Below are 17623 nucleotides of genomic sequence, written 5' to 3'. Positions count from 1 at the left end.
TGAAACAAGAGGATTTGTCCCACTCTCCCACTCTCCCACTCTCTCCCTCTCCCAACTCAAAATTCAAAACTCACTCACGGTAAATTGTTCGATCGTACAAAGTCACCAGTATCGGTTGAGGAATTTTAATGTCCGCCCGGATGCACGCTACTTTAATGGCCACCACAGCCCTGGTGTTTGTCCGTCGCACCTGTGCTTGTTCGCGCAGCGTCCAATAGCGGACAATAAGATGCAAAGAACCATCGCTAAAGCCTGAATTATCAACATCATAGGTTAAATTTAAAGGCAAGTTAGTTCGCCTGTGGGGCAGGCATATTAATAAGCTGTTGTGCATTTCAACTGTATATTGAGGGCGGTAAGCTGTTACGCATTTAAATTGGAAATTCGGGACAGGCTAGAAGCCCGTCCCACAAAAGTTTTATTGATTTTTGACACACAATTTAAATGTAGAACAGCTTATCTCCTGCCCAAGCCCTACTCCCCACACAAGTAAAGATTAGACCTCTTGCAAAAAAAATATGCTATAATAAAGGGTTTGGCTTAAGTGGAGGGAATTGCAGGTTGAGCTGATTTTCAGGACATGATGCTCAAAACAGCATAAAATGCTAAAAAGGGGTTTTGTAGTTACACAATAAATAAATCAATCATGAACAATCGATTTTATCAAAATTTGAAACCGGAGCAATTTAAACGAAGATTTGGTGTCCTGATTCAAACGTTTAAACAAATGGTTAACACTTTAGAAAAATTCCGGCTAGAAAATCCTCAAGATAAACGAGGACGCCGAAGCGCCTTAACTCTTGAAGAACAAGTTTAAGTGGCCTTGGAATATTGGCGAGAATATCGAACCTATTTTCATATGGGGACAAATTGGGGAGTATCCGAATCAACAATTTGCCGAATTGTAACTAACATTGAATCAACTTTAATGAAAACGGGAAAGTTTGGTATTCCTGGGAAAAAAGCATTGTTCAAAGGTTTTGGGCGTCAGCAAAGTTGTCGTAATGGATGTCACAGAAACAGCTATCGAACGCCAAAAAAAAACAGAAAAAATACTATTCAGGAAAGAAAAAACACCACAGCCTAAAAATGCAAGTGGTCATTAATCAAGAAAGTAAACAGATTATTTGCCTACATTTTGAACCGGGCATTGCCACGATTTCAGCTTGTTTAAAAAAAGCAATGTTCATTTCCATCCCTCAACCGATAGTTTACAAGATAGTGGCTATCAAGGGATAAAAGATTATCACTTTAATAGCTGGATTCCTAAAAAGAAACCTAAAAATGGGAATCTTTCTCTTTTATCAAAAGACTACAATCGAGCTTTAGCTCAGGCTCGAATAGTGATTGAACATGTTAATAGGAGTCTAAAAGTTTTCAAAATTTTGTCAAGTCGTTATCGAAATCGCCGCCGCCGTTATGGTCTCCGTTGTAATTGGTTGTCAGCACTTTACAATTATGAGTTAGCTCTCAGGTCTAAAATTCAAAACCTTTAATTATAACATAGATTTTTTTTTCAAGAGGTCTATACTTTTGCCAGCTATAAGGAGGGTTACTTATTAAGATTAAATAAGAGCTAGTCGAACTTCTCAACAGGGTAGGCAAGCGACGCTTTTTTCCTACCCTTACCGCCTAAAACCAGCGCTTTTTGAGTTTCTTCAAGTGCGATCGTCTCAAATTTTCCACCAACCCCCGCAACTGGTTCAAATTACCCGCTTCGCCCCCGTACTTCCACCGCACGTAAGCCTGCGAAACCTCATCAATCACCTCAGCTTCATCAGTTGCATGATTCCCGCGCATAGCCTCAGCATACTCCAAAGGCGTTTGAGCGCGAGGTTTCACAAATCCCCTACTCGCCAAATCCTTCAGCATTTCCTGATAAACCCCCTCCACGGGCGGCAACTTCGCCAGCCAGCGGCGGTGGCGCCACTTGCGCCACAGTTGCCAAATTAACCAGCCAATAAAGCCAAAGCCGATCGCAGCAATCAAACCAGTAAATAACCCCACCCAACCCTTAGCAAACTGTCCCAGAAACCAGCCCACAATCAAAGTTATCCAGCCAATTACAAAACCTATGACTGAATCCAGCCCGCTTCTGAGAGGAGTCGGTAGCCAACCCGCGATCCAATTCCAAAACGATTCCAGCGCACTAAAAGTCTGGTTGTCTTCCACCGAAGCCGGAATCAGCGGATAACCGGGAATCGGATTAAAAGCAAACCAGCCGTGATTGGGAAAATATACCTCCGTCATTAAAAAAGCGTCGGTATTTTTCACAACATAGTAACCAGTAAACGGGTTGAATTCCCCCGTATCGAACCCGCCAGCCATTCGGGCCGGAATCCCGATCGATCTGAGCATAATTGTCAGTACCGTCGAAAAGTGGTCTGGATATCCCCCTGTAACTTTTTTGCCGCCCTGAGTGTTTTTGTAGCCAAACAGAAAACCCTCCACTAAATCTTCACCTTCCTCTAAGTAAGGCAAAGCTTTCTCAATTTTATAATTAGGGTTTTGCTTCAAATATTGAGCTAAGTACAAAGCTTTTTCGTAAGGAGAATCAATCGGTCTGTCCGACTGAGATACTCTAGTTCTTGCCGCCAAGATTTCTTCAGTTTTTTCTCGCACCTTCTGGGCAATTTTCGGCGGCACATCCAAATAGAAATTGCGAATATTTTTCGGGTAATTAGTACCAGTTTTCCCCAACAAAGAGCGATCGCGAAAAGGCACATTAGAAATCACCGTATAAGTCACACCCTCTCCCAATTCTGCAGGCGCTCGCAAACCCCCCTCCGCATCAATCGCCGCCTCTGGACTCGGAAAATAAAGTTCCCTCGGCTTGTTTAAAGCCGGAATCAAATTCGGCATTGGAGCAACAATAGTATAACTTTGAATCACCTCTTGAGTCCGAGGCGCATTGGGAAACGGATTCAGATAAAATTGATAAGACCAGCGAGGTCGAGTCAGCTTTTGAGCTTGTTCGTTGCGAGAAATTTCCCAACCCTGACCGGTGTATTTGTCAAATCCCAACACGCGCCAAAAACCCGCCGCCTGCGATCGCACCCGCATCACCACTTGGGGTTTCATTTCCCCCCGCAAATTTTGATTAATGCGCTGGTTGAAACCGTAATAAAAAGTAGAGTCTACCTCTCCTGGCCCAGAGTCTGGGTTTCTCCCCCTTCCTCCGCCAGTCCCTTTTTCATTTCCCCCTCTGACATAGCCTGGATTCAGAATGCTGCGCGAGTCAAACTCCCCCTGATATTGAATAGGAGCACTCACCGGAAAAGTCCGCAACTGATAGCCAGGGAGGCGTGGCAAAAACGCAAAAATAGTCAGCCCCAACCCGACAGTTATCAGCAGCAGCCAACCAAAATACTTTGGGGATAAAGTAGCAGCAAATAGCGATAGGCTTTCATTTTTCCCTTTACCTTGTGCTTTTTCGCCAATGGCTTCTGGCTTCACAAATCCCAAGCGCGATCGATAATCCAACACCAAAGTCGGAAGCGCTAAAGCCAAAAACACCAACAACAGCGGCCCAAAAGTCAAGGTTTGGCTAAGAGTCGCTGCTACCCCTAACAAAATTAGCCCGATTACCATCGAATAGCCTAAATCCTTGCGGCGAGGCAAATCGAAACTGTGCAGCACTTGAAGTTGGATTAACAGTTGCGCCAAAACTAACCGCGTATCATTCAATTCTCCCACCAAGCGGCTAAAAAAAGCGAACAGCGCCACCAGCATTCCAATAGCTATGCAGAACTTAGCAGCTACATTGCGATCGCGGCGGCGGTACCAACTCCAAGTTGCTCCCACAATACTAACAGGCACAGCCCACAAGTTCAGAGCTTCTTCAGCAGCAACGTCGGTAGCTACAATTCCCACAATTACCAACAACTGAACTAGGATTCGCAGCAGTAAAGAATCCTCAATCACCGGCGGAGGCATGGCCTCAATCTGCTCCCACAGCTTACCCAACACAGGTATATTTCGCAGGTTATCAGTTGTCATGTGCACCCATCCAACTATTTTAGATTTTAGATGTTAGATTTTAGATTGACTCCACAGATAAATCTGGGTTTTACCTAATATCTAAATCTTATTTCCCTGTCAAACGATTGTAGATTTTAGATTTTAGATTCACTCCCCAGATAAAGCTGGGTTTTACCTAATATCTAAATCTTATTTCTCTGTCATTAGATTTTAGATTGACTCCACAGATTAACTTCACAGATAAATCTGGGGGCTTGAACTAATATCTAATTTTTTTTTTGTTTTCCACGACATAAGTCGAGGAATTGCATTTGTTTTTGTGTGAGGTCAAACCAGCGAGTAAAAACCTAAATTATTTACTCTAATTACACCTTTCTAGTTGCTATCTTGTCCGGTTAAAATTGGACGAATAGCAAACATCAAAGGTCTGGTCTCGAAGTTTTGGAATCGAACTTCTAGGGCATAAGTCTTGTTAGGTTGCGGGTCAAACAACTCCACACTTAAATGCCCGGAATTCGGACGGTGTGCAGTTGCTTCGGCATCTCCTCCCTTGAGTTCCAAGCTTCCTGCCCCGGGAAATTGGCACTCTACTCTTAAACACGGCATTGGCTGTTCTCTGTTGGGGTTCGAGAGGTATTGAGCCTCCAGAGTCAGCGAACCCAAACCAGTCAGCCACTCCCGCGAAACCGGCGGCTGATTCACAGGACAATCGAGAGTTAGAGACTCAATGATTTCCTTGGCGGCCAACAGCGACAGCACCATTTGTTGATCGGTACTGGCTGCTTCGTAATTCGGGAAATCTTCTAAATCTAGAAGTCCCCGCAAAGAACCTCGGAGCACTAAACCAGCTAACTCGTTGAGTTCCTGAGACTGGCCCGGAAATAAGCTATCTACAGCGCGAACTAACTTCGATCCTTGCCGCAGCGACGACATTACCAGTTCCTGACAAGGTTCTAGCAGTTGAGCAAAAACCCCTTGCGCGATCGGAATTGGCAGGCGGCCCCACCTGATATTTTGTAGTTGGGGAGTCCAGAGGTGTAGGGGAGGAACCCATTGCGGGGCTACATCGTCTGGGTAATCGTGGTCGTAGCTTTTGAATTCTGTTTCCCAGGGGAACAGCGGCGGGTTAGATTCAATTTCGGCTCTAAGCCTTTCTTTTAACAAGGTCTGAAAACGGTCTTGCACGGTCGGTATTTCTCCAATTGTCAGCGGTTGTGCGGGTGCATTGTTGTGCGCCCCCACTTGATAGTCCAGCGGGTCTGGTTCGTCCCATTCCCAGTATTCCACCCCGGAATTGTCTTCTGTGTCGCCCCACTCTTCTGAGCGAGGGGATGGATTGAGGTTTTCCTCATTTTCGTTAGAGGTATTCGCGATCGGCACCTGCAATATCCAGTCTAAAAAATGGCGATCGAAAGCCTCTGCATCCCTGTTCGTTTCGTTATTCATCACTAGATGCCCCTTCTCCGGAATCTGAACGATTTCGCAATTCCCACGCAAGTTCCAGCAATTTAAACCACCGCTTCTGTACCTGGGCTACCGTGCTACCCAGGGTTTGGGCGATCGCTGACTCTGACAGACCTTGTTGTTTCAACTTTAGCAAACGCTGTCCCTCTGGACCAATTTGCTCGCCAAACGCCTGCCACTGAGAAGGCAGCAAACCCAAATTGCGGTCTAAATCTGCTTCCAGCCACTGGTGAACAAGTTCCCAGCGGTGCGACATGGCGAACCTGAGCAAATGGTACTTGAAGCGCTGCTGTAAATAGTCTCTTTGGCGGGGAGTTATGCCCAGAAGCGACTCTATTTCATTAGTCGGCAAGTCTTGCAAGCGCAGCACGAAGTAATCGGCGCAGTCTTGTTGATTGCGCTCTTTCAAGTAAGCCACTAATTCGTCAATCACGTTTAGCCGCAGAGATTCTGACTCGTCGCCTTGGGGGCGAATTGCAGCGGAACCCTGTCCGGCCATCGCTTCCCGCACGGAGTGCACCGAGGTGTCGTTCCAAGTTTGGTCGGAATCAGAAGCCCCTCCGTCGGCGGCTTGTTCCATATCTACGGAGGTTTCTTTGGGCTGCTGCTGGGAAAAGGTTTGGGCCCGTAAAATAATTAGTTGCTGACTGCGGTTCCGAGGTAAAGGAATGCGCCGCTTGCCGAAGCGCTCTACAAAAGCCATGTACTCTGCTAGTTCTAAGCGAGTGCGGGGACTGTAGGTAGGTGGCAGTTGGGTTTCGCGCCGGAATGCCTTTAAAGCTTCCAGATAAAATCCTTGCAAAAAATCTTTGATCAGTTCTACTCGCGCCTGATAGCTAGACTGCACCTGCGGAGGGGTGATGTAGCGATAGACGATCGCGCTGAGGGTACTGTGCAATTCTACTCGCCCGGGCCCGGAGCCTAAATTGTAATAGTGGAGGCATTGTTGCAAGCGGTGCTGAGCGAGGCTCTGGGCTGAACCTTCTATATCTCCAGAGGCCTGAATCCGCTGGCTTTCAGTGCATATCCTGTTGACTTCTGCTGCGAGTCGCCCTGCTACATCTTGGCAGTTCTGCTCAGACGCGCGAGTGGACTTTTTGAGTTCGTCTAACAGCAGTTGAAATATGGTTTCCACGCTCTGGCAGATTTCCCGCATGATGGTTTACAGCTAACAATGAAAGTAGCACAGTTAGTCAAAGTATGGATAAATATTTCCTACCGCTACTTTACCCCGGATTCCCCAGATAGGACAAACTGCAATGCCCTCTTTCTCCTCCTTCGGGCAAACACAGAGGACTGCTTTTTTTATCTGTCCTGGAGACGCCATCCGCCAAGAACCAGGTTTAAACAGTTGCCATAACGATGGTTCATCAGAGTGTCGGGTTGGACAAAGCCTTCATGGGGGCCCAAAACTCTACACTGCCGTTGATACGTTCGGCTGAGTGCTGTGGTGGTCACAGCAGCGCAAGTCCTTCCCAAGGTGAAGCAAGCAAACAGGCTCTCTCTTTCGGTCTACTAGATGGGGTCAAGGGTTATATTTAATTGCAAGTTCCTTATGCCCTCATTTAAACCCGCCCGCACAATTAAGTGTGTGTGATGTTCGTTAACTTCGGCATAAATTCCTTGATTTTTACTAACAATCAGAGTGCAGCCTTTTTATATAGCGGGATTAAGCGGGGGTTCCCCTGCTGCCCAATCGATGCGATCGGCAAACAAAGGCGCTTCGGAACAATAAGTTTGATTGCATCTATCTAAGGGTATCAATATTGCAATTACTTTAACCTGAAAAGCAGATATTTTACTAAAATGCGATCGTCTTCGATCGTCCTCTGGGTTGATGTAAGTGGTTGGGGAAATTTGTTCTAATAAATGTAAAGTTAGATTTGAAGGAACAATTTCAATGCGTAAGTTAAACATAGGTCTATCTGACGAGCAGCGTGCAGGCGTTATCGAACTATTGAATCACGACCTGGCAGATGCTTATCTGCTGTTAATCAAAACCAAAAAGTATCACTGGGATGTAGTTGGCCCGCAGTTTAGATCGCTCCACCAGTTGTGGGAAGAACACTATCAGGCGTTAACACTAAATATCGATGCTATGGCTGAACGGGTGAGAACTTTAGGTGGTTATCCAATTGGTACTGCTGAGGGCTTTCTGAAGTATGGTTCGATAAAAGAACATATCGGCGATTTGCCTTTGGCTACGGAAATGGTATCGCGTTTAGTTGACGACCACGAACTAATTATTCGCAATCTCCGCAAACACGTTGAACAGTGCGGTGAAGAGTTTAAGGATGACGGAACCGCAGACTTTTTGACTGGTTTGATGGAACAGCACGAACAAATGGCTTGGATGTTGCGATCGTTTATTGAAGGGGAATCTATTTCGCCCGATGGTAAGCAGCCCCAAGCTCAAACTGCTACAGCTTCTCACGCTTAGAGAGATTAAGTAGACGGAATACGGAAGTTCGGCAACGGATTCGCTCCACGGATGTAACGGATGTCAGGAAGCAGGAAGCAGGAAAAAAAGGAAGAAGTAAGAATGGAAAATTCATTTTTTTTATTTAACCCTCTTTCCTGATTCTCGATCGACCAACCAGGCAGAATTAAACGCCCTCTAGCTTCCTCAAAAACCCGGTTTCTTCAAAAAACCGGGTTTTTCAACGTAGGGTTTATGTAGATTTTCGATTTCCTAAGCTATTGAATCGCATTCTTTCGTATAGCTGCGATGGCAACATTCTGTGAGCCTTGGTTCGCGCCTCAATCCTAGCAAGTGTCGTCCCTTCACTCGATTCTGATGCTTGTTCTAACTCTAACCCTGATTCAGTTGGCGGTGGGAGTATTATTTTTAATATACTTTCTATGGACAGCAGATACAAATTGTGGCGCAAGAGTGCCATTAATAAATCTTCTTTGAAAGCTCGATACAGCCAAGATAATGTACTGCGGTGATTGCCGCTGCGGTTGCTTTTAACAGCTAAGTAAATGTAAAAATTGCTGCTAGACCAGTGATAAATTCTGCTGGGAATTTCGGGATGTTGCTGCCGGACATCTGCCATAATTAAAGAGTGAGATTTGGCCATTGCTGCATAGTTGCTAGACATACTGCTGGCAATCTGCCGATAGCCAACTAAGTATTCTGGTACGACTTTAAATTGATAATGTTCGGCTATGCGGAGGTGCAGTTCCCAGTCTTCGCAGCCTTGAGCGTTTTCTAGTTTAAGTTGGCCGTTGTAACCGCCGACTTTTGCAAAACAAACGCGGCGGATTAGAGATGAGCTGGCATTGCCTATAAAATATTTATAAATTAATGCTGTGTAAACTTCTCCTTCGATGGTGGAGTTATAAAATCCACCTGTGAGCAAGTCTTTTTCATTTATATCAACTGACCAGGAATAGACAACTCCGACAGATGGTGCTGAGTAATTCAGGCAGTTAACTTGTTTTTCTAGGTTTTGCGGATACCAAATATCGTCGGCATCGATGGGAGCAATATATTCGCCTTTTGATTTTTCAATTGCTAGGTTGCGGGCGACGGCGACGCCGGAATTTGGCTGGTGGAATAAGCTGACTCGGCTATCTTTTTGAGCAAAAGATTGGACGATTTTGGCTGTTGTATCTGTAGAGCCGTCATCAACTACTAAAACTTCTATGTTTTGATAAGTTTGAGATAAGACAGACTCTAAGGTTTTAGCAATAAAATTGTCAGCGTTGAAAGCTGGTATGATGACTGAAACTAAGGGCTGATTTAAAGTGTTTTGGGAGTTGTTCATGTAATATAAAAAAGGGTTTATGTAAAAGTTTTGGTTCAAAGGGAGCTAGCTAAGGGTATGTTAGCAAATTACGAAAGCTCGATCGTACAGCGTCAGAAATTTTAAGACGTATATTTGACGTATATTTAAAATATATTGCCAAAAGTAATAAAATGTGCATTGAGTCCGCAGTCGCGATCGACACTTGGTGCAGGAGTCACTCGCGGATGAGGTCTGTAAAAGAAATTGTACCGCGCAAGTCCTGACAGTTCCCGGGTATCCGTAGAAAGTATGTTTTATTTTATACGGTGTACTTACTTATAAAATCACAATCTTGTGCGGTGCAACACAGCCGCACAAAAATGCTGTGGGTGCTTTTTCGCAAGTTTACACTAACAATCCTATATTTAAAGATTTTGTAAAGCTGTTGTCTGCGTCAGGTCAGTCTCAGCAAGATATGGCGTAGAATACAGGTATGAATTGGGGAAAATCCAATCGAGAATGCCAGCAAAAAATCTAGTTGAATACAAACAGCAATCGAGTTATAAATAAAAAAGTAGAGCTAATTTTACCCTTCGTAAAGTAGCAACAATAAAATTCCAGCAAACTTTAGCCCCTGCAATTTAAACAATTTAGGTAATGATTTCTACCGCCGACCCCACTGTATCCGTTATTATCCCAGTCCACAACGGGGGCTCTTACTTCCGCACCTGTTTGTCAAAACTGGCTCAAGCTGTGCCCAAACCGATCGAAATTATTGTAGTAGCAGATGGTGAAAGCGACGGTTCTTGGCGTCTGGCCAAGGAATTCGGCGCCAAAGTGATCAGGATTCCCGAATGCGGGGGGCCAGCGCGGGCAAGGAATTTGGGTGCCCAAGCTGCAAAGGGAGATATTCTGTTTTTTGTGGATGCTGATGTCGCTGTTTGTCCAGAAGCTGTGGGCTATGCGATATCGGTGTTCAAAAATAATCCCTACTTAGCTGCTTTCATTGGCTCTTACGACGATGATCCTGGAGATCCTGATTTTCTATCGCAGTACAGGAACTTGCTGCACCACTACGTGCACCAAACAGGTAACGAAGAAGCTTCGACTTTTTGGGGCGCTTGCGGAGTGATTCGCCGGGAAATTTTTTTGCAGATGGGTGGCTTTAATGAGAGTTACCGCCAAGCTTCGATCGAAGATATTGAGTTCGGCTACCGTTTGAAACAAGCAGGTTATAACATTCGGCTGTGCAAAACATTGCAGGTGAAACATTTAAAGCAGTGGAAACCTATGGGTATGGTGAAAGCTGACTTTTTCTACCGAGCACTGCCTTGGACAGAACTGATTTGGCGCGATCGCCAATTGAATAACGACCTCAACTTGCAAGTTTCAAACCGCATCAGCGTGATTTTAACTTATGCAGTGCTGCTGGCAGTTTTGGGAACGTGCTGGTCGCTGAGCTTTCTGTTACTGGCTAGTTTGCTGGCCATACCACTGGTAGCAATTAATGCACCGCTTTACCGATTTTTTCACCGTAAACACGGTATCCTATTTGCCCTGAAAACTATTCCGTGGCACTGGCTTTTCTACTTTTACAGCGGACTGGCATTCGCGATCGGCACTGGTCGCTACTTATACCAAAAAAAGCCTGTGACTGGCAAAGTTAGCTTGCCGGTATCCGCTCAATAAATCAAGGTAATTTGTGCTTAAACATCAGGTAGATCGATAGTTTCTCAGGGTATTCACTGGTGCATCTATCCCTTTGACAAGTTATAAATAACTGTATAGTTTCGATAAAAAAGCTGGAGGTAGGCTGAGTGAAACATTATCCTGTTGCGATCGTCGGTGCAGGCCCTGCGGGCTTGACTGCTGCCTATGAGCTCGTCAAGCAAGGCATCATCCCTGTTGTACTAGAAAAAGGTGATAAAGTTGGGGGAATAGCTCGCACAGAAACCTACAAAGGCTATCGTTTCGACATTGGCGGCCACCGCTTTTATACTAAAGTTGAAGCCGTGCAGCAGTTGTGGCAAGAGGTGCTGGGAAATGAGTTTATTAAAGTGCCACGATTGTCGCGAATCTTTTATCGAGGTAAATTTTTTAACTATCCAATCAGTGCCTTCAATACTCTCTTTAATTTGGGCATAATTGAGAGTACGCTGATTATTTTGAGTTATCTGAAAGTGAGAATTTGGCCACTTACCGAAGAAAAAACTTTTGAACAATGGGTGATCAATCGTTTTGGCGAACGCTTGTATAAAACATTTTTTAAGACTTACACTGAAAAAGTTTGGGGCATTCCTTGTTCGGAAATTCAAGCAGATTGGGCGGCGCAACGGATTAAAGGATTGTCCCTGACGACAGCAATTATTAATGCTTTGTTTGGCAGCAACGACACTAAAACATTAATCAAAGAGTTTGATTATCCGGCTTTGGGGCCGGGGATGATGTGGGAAAAGTTCGCGGAAGCTGTGGAGAATAAAGACGGCAAAGTTTATCTCGATACTAAAGTGATTAGCTTTGAGCGTGAAGGGAATAAAATTAAAAGTATTACTGCTGAGCAAAACGGAGAATTAATTCAATATTCGGCGGATAATTTCATTACGAGTATGCCGATATCGGCGCTGGTAGAAAGAATGAAACCGCAGCCGCCCGAAGAGGTATTGCACGCCGCGCGATCGCTCAAATATCGAGATTTTTTGATTGTATCGCTGATTGTCGATCGCAAGGATTTGTTTCCTGACAACTGGATTTACATTCACTCTCCCGAAGTCAAAGTTGGACGAATTCAAAACTTTAAGAATTGGAGCGCCGCTTTAGTTCCCGATGTCAGCAAAAGTTGTTTAGGAATGGAATATTTCTGTAGCGTAGGCGACGAGATTTGGGAAATGTCGGACGCGGAACTTATCGAATTAGCAACTCGCGAATTGGTTGGTTTAGGGTTAGCAACAACGGCTGATGTGGAAGATGGAGTTGTCATACGGCAACTTAAAGCTTATCCAGTTTATGATGGGGAATATCGAGGACACTTGCAGGTACTTGAAGGTTTTTTGAAGGGATTTGAGAATTTGCAGACGATCGGGCGCAACGGTATGCACCGATACAACAACCAAGACCATTCCATGCTAACGGGGATGCTGGCTGTGAGAAATATTCTCGGCGAAAAGCACGATTTGTGGGATGTGAATACTGAGCGATCGTACTATGAAGACTTTAGTGTCGATCGCTCAAAAGAAAAGAAGGATTCGGATTTGATTTCGCAGTCAATATAGCCAGCCGAAATAGGGATTGCCATGAAAAAAGCGAACCTGCCAAACTTAATCGGCTTCGCAGCAAGCATCTTCGCGATCCTGCTTTCAGTGCAGTGGTTTGTGCCTATCCAACTCGACTTAATGGAAGCGATAGCCGCGATCGCTTCTGCTTGGAGCGTGTGGCTGCTTGCTAAAAACAATCCCCTAGGCTGGTGGATCGGCTTAATCGGAGTGATCGCCTACGCTGCGGTGTTTTATCAAGTTAAACTTTACGGCGAAGTTGCGATTCAATTCTTCTATTTAATCACGAGCTTGCAAGCAATTTATATTTGGCTGCGGGGCGGCGAAAACAGCACAGAAAAACCTTTATGTCGCCTTCCCCAACGCTGGCTCATCCTCACCGCAGTCTTAGTTACAGTAGGCGTATTGGGCTTGCGAACAGTATTAGTATCTTTGGGCGGTGCAGCACCATTCTGGGACGCCCTGACCACCATCTTAAGCGCGATCGCCCAGTTGTACCTGATGGAACGCTATCTCGAAAGCTGGTATTTGTGGATTGTTGCAGACACGATTTACGTTCCCTTGTATGCCTCGCGCGGGCTATATCTGACGAGTATTTTGTACGCGATATTTTGGTTGATGGCAATTTACGGACTGCAAAATTTTCAGCGGATTTACTCGGAACAAAAGTTAAAACAGCAGCAATCTTTATGATACTGGGTGTTAATGTAGGCAAATTTTACCCCTTCCACAAAGGACACGACTACTTAATTCGAGAAGCTAAAAAAAAGGTTGACCGTTTAATCGTTCTCGCCTGTTACAAAACAAATCAAGCAGTTGCAGGAAGCGTTAGAGCCGACTGGATTCGGTTTTTGCATCCCGACGCAGAAGTTATCGAAGTCCTCGACGATTTGCCGGAAGCCCCCGAACCTTGGGCTCAGAGGACTCTAGAGGTGCTTTCCGGGCGAAAACCGGATATCGCTTTTACTTCAGAAGATTACGGCGAACCTTGGGCAAAACTGATGGGAGCTCAACACTTTGCAGTCGATCGCGAACGGCTAAAATTCCCGATTTCTGGAACGCAATTGCGATCGCACCTAGCCGAACACTGGCAAATGCTGACTCCCCCAGCCAAGGCCTACTTTGCCAAACGAGTCTGCGTGCTGGGTGTAGAATCGAGCGGCCCAACTACCCTGGCACGATCGCTCGCACAGCAGTACCAAACTGTTTGGGTTGCCGAGGTATCAGAAGAAGGAGGCTGGACTCCGGCGGCACTGAGCCACGTACTCATCCGCTTCACGGCCCCACTCAAACTTTTGTCGGGAGCGAGTACCTGGGATATCATCGCCCACAATGTGACTATCGGTGTGTAGATGCTTTGGTCGTAGGTGATTTTCTCCTTCGCTAGAAGCTCCTGGACTAACTCTTCTGGCAGCAGCTTCTCCCAAGGTGAGGCAACGCTCGGCAAAAATTGTTGTTTGAGAATGCACGCACGATTTGGCATAATCGAGAGAGATATTTTGGTTGGTCAGGCAATTATCTATGTAGATCTTGCCTTACAGATTTTTTGGGGCTCACTTTTTCAGTGCCATTGGACTAAAGTCCTCACTACAAACCAATGTGAATGTGGTTGTTTGACCGGAGATAATAGGACTCTACGATTCTTTAAAGAAGCGGATGATTTCGCGGACGTGGTTGAGAAATTGTCCGTCATCGGTGAGTTGGGCGATCGCACTTTCTGCATCTCTTCTCAGGTGAGTGTGCTCTGCTTGATTTGTCGCTTGCAAAGATTGTAGAGATGCGGATAAAGTAGTTAGTTCTCTTCTGATAGATTCCCGTTCCCGATTTTGGACAGCCACCCATGAATTGGGATTGTCTGAACTTAATTGATTGCTCAAATCTCTAACTGTAGATTCTAAGTTTGCAAAGCGGCTGCGGAGTTCGACAATATCTTCGCGGGGGTGCAAAAATTGGCGGCGGATACTTGTCAGCCTTTGGGCTAAATACTGATAACCTCGGATAGCTGGACGCAGTACAGTTAACAGCAGTGCAGCAGCGGAACTGAGATAGCCAATAGCACTAATTCCGGCGGCGGCTAGGGCGTAAAGTGCGATCGCGCTAAACAGGTGAAGTGCGATCGCCACAAAGAGCGATCGGCTAACTAATACAGTAACGTATTTGACTTGTTCCTGATCGACAGCAATGTTTTTTTTAGTCGATTCTGCGGCTTGCGCTAAAACTTCTTTAGCTTCAAAATGGATATTCCAGGGAACTGTAACTATCAGCAACAGCCATTCAAAAATAGCAATGGCAATTACCCAATCAATAAAACTGCCGACCGAGACGTGCAGCCATTGCAGAATGGCAAAAACTAGCAGCAAAAATATGCCTGTGGCGGCACCAAAACCTGCGAAGGTGTAATACATAGCGATGCCTTGGTGGAATGTTGTTTTGATTGTGGGTAGGTGTTTTAGGTCTGGAGTAATAAACTGTGACAGTTAAGTGAGCGTCCTATTAATCCCGGTTCATTAGTTATGAGTAAAAGTGCAGGTCAAGGGTTGCGAGCAACCTGTTTTTTCCCACAAATGCTTGCTCTACCTCAATCGTGCAAGTTAGTTGAGATTTGTGGTAGGTTGTTTAGGTATGGATTCATAAGGTGTGACAGTTAAGAAATCGTCCTATTGAACCCAGTTTATTAGTGATTAGTAATAGTCCGGGAGACAATGGTTTCCAGACGCCTGGTTTGTTCCATGAACATACACGGGCTTGAACCCATCCATAATAGTTAAAGGAAACGGTTTGTTTGTTTGGGAGTGCGTAAGTCCTCAATAATGAGTCATTGGCGATTAATTAGAGCGACACAAACAAACTTGACAATGTAACAAAATGTAAACTATCACAACCTCTGCGATTGCTTCATTTCACTGGCAAGGACATACTTATGTTTTTCGCAGTTCATCTAGTTAGTAATCAGGATGAAGTCAATCGATTTTAGATTTTAGATTTTAGATTTTAGATTTTAGATTTTAGATTGAAGCATTGACCCCACGGATGAATCCGGGGGCTTGTATCCTGGATGCTTTCGGTCAATCGATTTGAAATTTTAGATTTTAGATTGAAGCATTGACCCCACGGATGAATCCGGGGGCTTGTATCCTGGATGCTTTCGGTCACTTTCGCGCCTACTGATACCATTTGAGATTTGAGATTTGAGATTGGAAATGGCTGATTATGTATGGGTTTGCAGATTGTATATAGTTGCATTCATTTTTTGAACTGGTATCGCTAACGGCGTTACGCGGTGCTAGTGCTAGAAAAGCAGGAATCTCAAAACGCTCCCCTCTATCTATTTTTATTTTCCAGATCTGCTAAATCACCTGTGGCTGAGATAAACTGATTTGGAAGTAGAGCGCGCGTTTTGCAAGTTGCCTCTGGGTAACCCACACACTGCTACTGCAACCTGTCATCAGCCACACCAAAATAGGTGCCAAAATTAACTCTACATTCTCCGATTTCCATTAACTGCGCGTCTACAATCTAAAATCAAAAGTGAGCAGCAAGGACAAACCGATGGCGAACTCAACTCTTGGCCTAGAACCTCAACTTTACGATTATCTGTTATCTATTTCTCTGCGGGAGCCAGATATTCTCGCTTCACTACGGGAAGAAACTGCTAAGCATCCTATGGCCCAGATGCAGATAGCTCCCGAACAAGGTCAGTTTATGGAGCTCATGGTGCAGCTTATGGGAGCGACCAAAACCTTAGAAATTGGCGTTTTTACTGGTTATAGCTCGCTGTGCGTAGCTTTGGCGCTGCCTTCAAACGGTCAGATTATTGCCTGCGATGTCAGCGAGGAATATACTGCGATCGCACGACGCTATTGGGAAGCTGCGGGCGTGGCTAATAAGATTTCTTTGCAGTTGGGCCCAGCAATAAATACTCTCGACAAACTAATAGCCGAGGGACAAGCTGGAACCTTTGATTTTGCCTTCATCGACGCCGATAAAGAAAATTATGAGGCTTATTTTGAGCGATCGCTGCAACTTGTACGCAATGGCGGTTTAATTGTAATTGACAATGTTCTGTGGTCTGGACGAGTGGCTGATCCTCAAGTACAAGACGAAAGCACCCTCGCTATTCGTACTTTTAACGACAAATTGCGTAACGATCCCAGAGTTACTCTCAGTGTTGTCCCCATTGCTGACGGACTGACTTTGGCCCTGAAACGCCGTTGGGCTACTCTGATGGAACCTGAACAGCATAATTAAAGAGTTATTTGCGGTTTGTGGTGGATTTCTAAGGACTCATACCAAAGCTATGAAGAAACCGGATTGCTGAGTCAAGCTTCTGGGATAAAACGGATATTTTTTTTTCATAAACCCCGTTTATAGGTTCAGGACTGTTTTTATTTGCTGCAAACCGCGAAGAAATAACAATTTAAGAATATTATATCTAAACAACGTAATTAATTGATTTGAGGCGTAACTTCGGGTGTCTAATTTACAACTAAAATTACCAATTCACGAAACTTTTCAGTGTACTGTTCAAGGCGAAGGTTACTGGACGGGGACTTTAGTTGATTTTATCAGATTGGCCGGTTGCCCTGTGCGGTGTCCTTGGTGTGACACAGGCTACGCAAATGGCGGCAAAGGTTTGCCGTCTGTGCCGCAGTCGATCGCACAATTGCTCGCTCAATTGCAGTCTCCGAGGGTGGTCATTACTGGCGGTGAACCTTTCATTCACCGGGATTTGCCGGAGTTAGTTGAAGCTTTGTTAGAAGCTGACAAGCAGGTGAGTATTGAAACTTCCGGTGCTTGCTGGCAGGATGTTTCCCCGCAGGCTTGGATTACTCTTTCTCCTAAAGAACACGTCAATCCTAAATATCCGGTGCAAGAGCTTTTTTGGACTAGAGCTAATGAAATTAAGTTGGTGGTTAGCACTGGCGAAGAAGTTGCATTTTATCACAAGCATTTGGAAACTAATGTGAATATTCCGGTTTTCTTGCAGCCAGAATGGAACTCAAAAACTTCAGCGATTCCAATTATTTTGGAATTGCTGAAACAAAATCCTAGTTACAGGCTATCTTTGCAAACTCACAAATTTATTGGTGTGCAATAAATTAGATCTCTTGCAAAATAATTTTATGATATAATGAAAAGTTTTGCTGAGATTTAATTGAATCCCAACTCCTAACT

Annotated in this window: 14 protein-coding genes and 1 pseudogene; 8 read left to right on the top strand and 7 right to left on the bottom strand. The window is 44.9% G+C overall.

Annotated features, from left to right (window positions below; all coding sequences use genetic code 11):
* Positions 1–70: 70 nt before the first annotated feature.
* On the bottom strand, positions 71–334 hold the full coding sequence (locus tag QUA34_RS17410; protein ID WP_333324528.1) for a hypothetical protein: 264 nt from the start codon (positions 332–334) through the stop codon (positions 71–73).
* A 755-nt stretch (positions 335–1089) separates the two neighbouring features.
* Between QUA34_RS17410 and QUA34_RS17395 the strand changes: the two are divergent.
* Positions 1090–1496: pseudogene (locus tag QUA34_RS17395) on the top strand (transposase family protein).
* Between the two features lie 136 nt (positions 1497–1632).
* Here the strand turns inward: QUA34_RS17395 and QUA34_RS17390 are convergent.
* From QUA34_RS17390 to QUA34_RS17375, 4 genes are all read right to left on the bottom strand, one after another.
* The gene (locus QUA34_RS17390) at positions 1633–3999 is read right to left on the bottom strand and encodes a DUF3488 and DUF4129 domain-containing transglutaminase family protein (protein WP_333388585.1); all 2367 of its coding nucleotides are present in this window, start codon (positions 3997–3999) and stop codon (positions 1633–1635) included.
* Between the two features lie 357 nt (positions 4000–4356).
* Complete coding sequence (locus QUA34_RS17385) at positions 4357–5427, bottom strand: hypothetical protein (RefSeq protein WP_333388582.1); 1071 nt, start codon at positions 5425–5427, stop codon at positions 4357–4359.
* The gene (gene hetZ / locus QUA34_RS17380) at positions 5420–6601 is read right to left on the bottom strand and encodes a heterocyst differentiation protein HetZ (RefSeq protein WP_333214106.1); all 1182 of its coding nucleotides are present in this window, start codon (positions 6599–6601) and stop codon (positions 5420–5422) included. The genes QUA34_RS17385 and hetZ overlap by 8 nt, the downstream gene beginning before the upstream one ends.
* A 500-nt stretch (positions 6602–7101) precedes the next feature.
* Positions 7102–7362 carry a hypothetical protein gene (locus tag QUA34_RS17375; protein WP_333388578.1) on the bottom strand — a complete coding sequence of 87 codons (261 nt, stop codon included), beginning with the start codon at positions 7360–7362 and terminating at the stop codon, positions 7102–7104.
* Here QUA34_RS17375 and QUA34_RS17370 point away from each other — a divergent pair.
* Complete coding sequence (locus tag QUA34_RS17370; RefSeq protein ID WP_333080946.1) at positions 7346–7885, top strand: Dps family protein; 540 nt, start codon at positions 7346–7348, stop codon at positions 7883–7885. The two genes, QUA34_RS17375 and QUA34_RS17370, sit on opposite strands and share 17 nt — an antisense overlap.
* A gap of 232 nt (positions 7886–8117) precedes the next feature.
* On the opposite strand, the gene QUA34_RS17365 is transcribed toward QUA34_RS17370, so the two are convergent.
* The gene (locus tag QUA34_RS17365) at positions 8118–9218 is read right to left on the bottom strand and encodes a glycosyltransferase family 2 protein (protein ID WP_333324515.1); all 1101 of its coding nucleotides are present in this window, start codon (positions 9216–9218) and stop codon (positions 8118–8120) included.
* 618 nt (positions 9219–9836) lie between these two features.
* Here QUA34_RS17365 and QUA34_RS17360 point away from each other — a divergent pair.
* The 4 genes from QUA34_RS17360 (at position 9837) to QUA34_RS17345 (ending at position 13800) form a co-directional block, all read left to right on the top strand.
* Positions 9837–10868 carry a glycosyltransferase family 2 protein gene (locus QUA34_RS17360; RefSeq protein WP_333388574.1) on the top strand — a complete coding sequence of 344 codons (1032 nt, stop codon included), beginning with the start codon at positions 9837–9839 and terminating at the stop codon, positions 10866–10868.
* A 128-nt stretch (positions 10869–10996) separates the two neighbouring features.
* On the top strand, positions 10997–12448 hold the full coding sequence (locus QUA34_RS17355) for an NAD(P)/FAD-dependent oxidoreductase (RefSeq protein WP_333324511.1): 1452 nt from the start codon (positions 10997–10999) through the stop codon (positions 12446–12448).
* Between the two features lie 21 nt (positions 12449–12469).
* On the top strand, positions 12470–13141 hold the full coding sequence (pnuC, locus tag QUA34_RS17350) for a nicotinamide riboside transporter PnuC (protein ID WP_333388571.1): 672 nt from the start codon (positions 12470–12472) through the stop codon (positions 13139–13141).
* Positions 13138–13800 (top strand): adenylyltransferase/cytidyltransferase family protein, encoded by a 663-nt coding sequence (locus QUA34_RS17345; protein WP_333388568.1) that lies wholly within the window; start codon positions 13138–13140, stop codon positions 13798–13800. The genes pnuC and QUA34_RS17345 overlap by 4 nt, the downstream gene beginning before the upstream one ends.
* 282 nt (positions 13801–14082) lie before the next feature.
* Here QUA34_RS17345 and QUA34_RS17340 read toward each other — a convergent pair whose 3' ends face one another.
* Positions 14083–14853: a hypothetical protein gene (locus QUA34_RS17340; RefSeq protein ID WP_333388565.1), complete on the bottom strand. Its 771-nt coding sequence runs from the start codon at positions 14851–14853 to the stop codon at positions 14083–14085.
* 1144 nt (positions 14854–15997) lie between these two features.
* On the opposite strand from QUA34_RS17340, the gene QUA34_RS17335 reads away from it, so the two are divergent.
* Both QUA34_RS17335 and QUA34_RS17330 read left to right on the top strand, forming a co-directional pair.
* On the top strand, positions 15998–16696 hold the full coding sequence (locus QUA34_RS17335) for a class I SAM-dependent methyltransferase (RefSeq protein WP_333388562.1): 699 nt from the start codon (positions 15998–16000) through the stop codon (positions 16694–16696).
* Between the two features lie 223 nt (positions 16697–16919).
* Positions 16920–17546, top strand: a complete 627-nt coding sequence (locus QUA34_RS17330) for a 7-carboxy-7-deazaguanine synthase QueE (RefSeq protein WP_333388559.1) — start codon at positions 16920–16922, stop codon at positions 17544–17546.
* Positions 17547–17623 lie beyond the last annotated feature (77 nt).

The sequence above is a fragment of the Microcoleus sp. POL10_C6 genome, assembly GCF_036701585.1.
Lineage (GTDB): Bacteria > Cyanobacteriota > Cyanobacteriia > Cyanobacteriales > Microcoleaceae > Microcoleus.
Note: the sequence above shows the minus strand (reverse complement) of the source record. Positions and strands in the feature narration are given on the sequence as shown.

What these genes read in the sequence shown, in the direction of transcription:
- hetZ (WP_333214106.1), bottom strand. Translation starts at nt 6,601, where the DNA reads ATGCGGGAAATCTGCCAGAGCGTGGAAACCATATTTCAACTGCTGTTA.
- QUA34_RS17365 (WP_333324515.1), bottom strand. Translation starts at nt 9,218, where the DNA reads ATGAACAACTCCCAAAACACTTTAAATCAGCCCTTAGTTTCAGTCATC.
- QUA34_RS17375 (WP_333388578.1), bottom strand. Translation starts at nt 7,362, where the DNA reads ATGTTTAACTTACGCATTGAAATTGTTCCTTCAAATCTAACTTTACAT.
- QUA34_RS17345 (WP_333388568.1), top strand. Translation starts at nt 13,138, where the DNA reads ATGATACTGGGTGTTAATGTAGGCAAATTTTACCCCTTCCACAAAGGA.
- QUA34_RS17410 (WP_333324528.1), bottom strand. Translation starts at nt 334, where the DNA reads ATGCACAACAGCTTATTAATATGCCTGCCCCACAGGCGAACTAACTTG.
- QUA34_RS17390 (WP_333388585.1), bottom strand. Translation starts at nt 3,999, where the DNA reads ATGACAACTGATAACCTGCGAAATATACCTGTGTTGGGTAAGCTGTGG.
- QUA34_RS17335 (WP_333388562.1), top strand. Translation starts at nt 15,998, where the DNA reads ATGGCGAACTCAACTCTTGGCCTAGAACCTCAACTTTACGATTATCTG.
- QUA34_RS17360 (WP_333388574.1), top strand. Translation starts at nt 9,837, where the DNA reads ATGATTTCTACCGCCGACCCCACTGTATCCGTTATTATCCCAGTCCAC.
- QUA34_RS17340 (WP_333388565.1), bottom strand. Translation starts at nt 14,853, where the DNA reads ATGTATTACACCTTCGCAGGTTTTGGTGCCGCCACAGGCATATTTTTG.
- QUA34_RS17385 (WP_333388582.1), bottom strand. Translation starts at nt 5,427, where the DNA reads ATGAATAACGAAACGAACAGGGATGCAGAGGCTTTCGATCGCCATTTT.
- pnuC (WP_333388571.1), top strand. Translation starts at nt 12,470, where the DNA reads ATGAAAAAAGCGAACCTGCCAAACTTAATCGGCTTCGCAGCAAGCATC.
- QUA34_RS17370 (WP_333080946.1), top strand. Translation starts at nt 7,346, where the DNA reads ATGCGTAAGTTAAACATAGGTCTATCTGACGAGCAGCGTGCAGGCGTT.